The following is a 2,524-nucleotide window of genomic DNA, read 5'->3' on the forward strand; positions in this document are numbered from 1 at the left end:
CATCCAATGGGTCACATCTATTGACAACGCAGAATTTCCGTGCAATTTTTTTTGCAAAAGGGCTTGACTTTTTTTGTCGGGTTTGGTATAATAGGTATGTTATCCTTGCTCATGCCCTGCATGGGCGAAATCCAGAAGGAGGTGTATTGAGTATGGCAAAGAAACAGGAATCCTACGAACTGATGACGGTTTTCAGTCTGAAGAACGGTGAAGAAGCTGTAAAGGAACTGGTTGAAAAGTTCCGCGAGAAGATCGCATCTGCTGCCACACTGGACGAAGTAAACGAGTGGGGCAAGCGTAAGCTGGCTTATCCGATCAACGACGAGCCGGACGGTTACTACACACTGTATACCTTTACGTCCACTCCGGACGTTCCGGCAGAAGTAGAGCGTGTTCTGAACATCACAGACGGCGTTCTGCGTTCTCTCGTTACCGTAAAGTAAGACGAATTTCAGAAAGGGGAACAACATGCTGAACAAAGTAATTCTGATGGGACGGCTGTGTGCGGATCCGGATTTCCGGCAGACGCCGAGCGGTGTTGCAGTTTGCCGCATTCGTCTGGCGATCGATCGTCGTTTTACGAATAAGCAGACCGGCGAACGGGAAGCTGATTTTATCAACGTCAGCTGCTGGCGGCAGCAGGCAGAGTTTGTCAGCCGCTATTTCCACAAGGGCAGTATGATCATTGTGGAAGGCAGTCTGCGAAACAATGACTACACCGACCAGAATGGTGTAAAGCACTACAGCATGGAAGTTCTGGCAGACAATGTTACCTTTGGAGAGTCCAAGCGTTCCGCACAGGAAAATGGCGGCGGGTATCAGGGTGCCTATCAGCAGCCGGCGTATGCACAGCCGGCTCCTGCACAGTCCGCACCGGCATATCAGCAGCCGGCAGCACAGCCTGCACCGCAGGCTCCGGCAGCGAACAACGCACCGGGTGCGATGCAGCTGGGCGATCTGGGTGACTTTGAAGAAATTCTGAGTGACGGCGAAGTTCCCTTCTGATCGAATCCAAAGAAATACCGCATTGCAGATAGGAGGATAAAAACATCATGGAGAGAGAAAGATCTCAGCGTGGCGGCAAACGCCCCCGCAAAAAGGTTTGTATGTTCTGTATAGATCGCGTTGAGCGTATCGACTACAAGGACGTTGCCAAGCTCAAGAAGTGCATGACTGAACGTGCAAAGATTCTGCCCCGCAGAGTCACCGGCACTTGTGCATTCCACCAGCGTGAACTGACAACTGCAATCAAGCGTGCAAGACACATCGCACTGCTGCCGTATGTCAGCGACTAAGCTGTTTTTTACAACGAAAATGGAAGCGTTTCGGCTTTTGCCGGAACGCTTTTTTGTTTGGCGTTGGTTGTATGATCTGCTGAATTTTTCTGTGAAAATTTGTGCAAAATCACACCGGTTGAAAGATTGACAAAATACAAAAAAACCATTATAATAAAATTAGATAAATGTCTGTCAAAACGGCAGGAGTTTATCGCATTTTCAACCAGAAAGGGGCTTTTACTTATGAAGATGAGAAAGGGTATTTCCGCAGTTCTTGCGGGCGTTATGGCACTGGCAGCACTGCCGGTATCTGCCATGAGTGCAAGTGCTGAGGGAGCGTATGCACTGGGCGATGTGGACATGGACGGTTTCATTACCGGACACGATGCGGCTATGGTGACACATGCACTGTATGTGGACAATGAAGCACTGACTGCGGAACAGCTGCGGCTGGCAGACGTAAACGGTGACGGTGTTGTTAACCAGAGCGATGCAGACTGGATTCACGAGAATCAGGTGTATGCACTGGGGCAGATCGACGTGTTTACGATGAATGCATGCACGATTTATGAACAGTCATACACTATTGCCAGAATGGGTGCGGGCAAGGCACGTCCTCTGGAAAAGGGCGTGGCTCTTTTGGAAAACGGGTACTATGAAGATGCTTTGCCGGAAGTCTGCTACAACTTGATGGACGTGAATGGTGACGGCGTTTTGGATAATGAGGATGTGTTTGTCACTGTTTTGGATGTGGCTCTTAGAGGTGCATGTGAAATGGACACCATTTATTTCACGGAAAAGCGGTATGATCTGGGTGAAGATCTGGTGCTGGCTTGGGTGGATGCCGATGCAGCTGGCGAGAGAGAAAATGTCTGGGATCAGATCAAAGCTGGTGTAGAACACAGCATTCGGTATGGTGTAGAAAACGCTTAAGGCAGTTATGTGCAAGATTTATTCCGCGTTTTTTTAATTTGAAGGAGGAATTTTTATGAAAATGAGAAAGGGTATTTCCGCAGTCCTTGCGGGCGTTATGGCACTGGCAGCACTGCCGGTATCTGCCATGAGTGCAAGTGCTGAGGGAGCGTATGCACTGGGCGATGTAGACATGGACGGTTTTATCACCGGACACGATGCGGCAATGGTGACACATGCACTGTATGTGGACAACGAGGCTTTGACTGCGGAGCAGTTGAAGCTGGCAGATGTGAACGGCGACGGTGTTGTTGACCAGAGCGATGCAGACTGGA

5 protein-coding genes are annotated in these 2,524 nt (G+C 49.6%); all 5 read left to right on the forward strand.

Translation table 11 applies throughout. The features are described 5' to 3' along the window. Nucleotides 1–152 precede the first annotated feature (152 nt). Nucleotides 153–443 (forward strand): 30S ribosomal protein S6, encoded by a 291-nt coding sequence (gene rpsF, locus RUMCAL_RS05250; protein WP_040647133.1) that lies wholly within the window; start codon nt 153–155, stop codon nt 441–443. A gap of 25 nt (nt 444–468) precedes the next feature. Next, a complete protein-coding gene (locus RUMCAL_RS05255; protein WP_021681573.1) occupies nt 469–1,005 on the forward strand; it encodes a single-stranded DNA-binding protein in 537 nt (178 codons plus the stop codon). 47 nt (nt 1,006–1,052) lie between these two features. Beyond that, nucleotides 1,053–1,295 carry a 30S ribosomal protein S18 gene (rpsR, locus tag RUMCAL_RS05260; protein ID WP_021681574.1) on the forward strand — a complete coding sequence of 81 codons (243 nt, stop codon included), beginning with the start codon at nt 1,053–1,055 and terminating at the stop codon, nt 1,293–1,295. Between the two features lie 225 nt (nt 1,296–1,520). Further along, nucleotides 1,521–2,210: a dockerin type I repeat-containing protein gene (locus RUMCAL_RS05265; protein WP_040647134.1), complete on the forward strand. Its 690-nt coding sequence runs from the start codon at nt 1,521–1,523 to the stop codon at nt 2,208–2,210. Between the two features lie 55 nt (nt 2,211–2,265). Next, nucleotides 2,266–2,524 (forward strand): dockerin type I domain-containing protein (locus RUMCAL_RS15875; protein WP_021681576.1); only part of this gene is annotated, 259 nt, incomplete at its 3' end.

The organism is Ruminococcus callidus ATCC 27760 (assembly GCF_000468015.1).
Lineage (GTDB): Bacteria > Bacillota > Clostridia > Oscillospirales > Ruminococcaceae > Ruminococcus_C > Ruminococcus_C callidus.

Bases quoted from the DNA above. Each gene is read 5' to 3' on its own strand.
- RUMCAL_RS05255 (WP_021681573.1), top strand. From the start codon at position 469: ATGCTGAACAAAGTAATTCTGATGGGACGGCTGTGTGCGGATCCGGAT.
- RUMCAL_RS05265 (WP_040647134.1), top strand. From the start codon at position 1,521: ATGAAGATGAGAAAGGGTATTTCCGCAGTTCTTGCGGGCGTTATGGCA.
- rpsF (WP_040647133.1), top strand. From the start codon at position 153: ATGGCAAAGAAACAGGAATCCTACGAACTGATGACGGTTTTCAGTCTG.
- rpsR (WP_021681574.1), top strand. From the start codon at position 1,053: ATGGAGAGAGAAAGATCTCAGCGTGGCGGCAAACGCCCCCGCAAAAAG.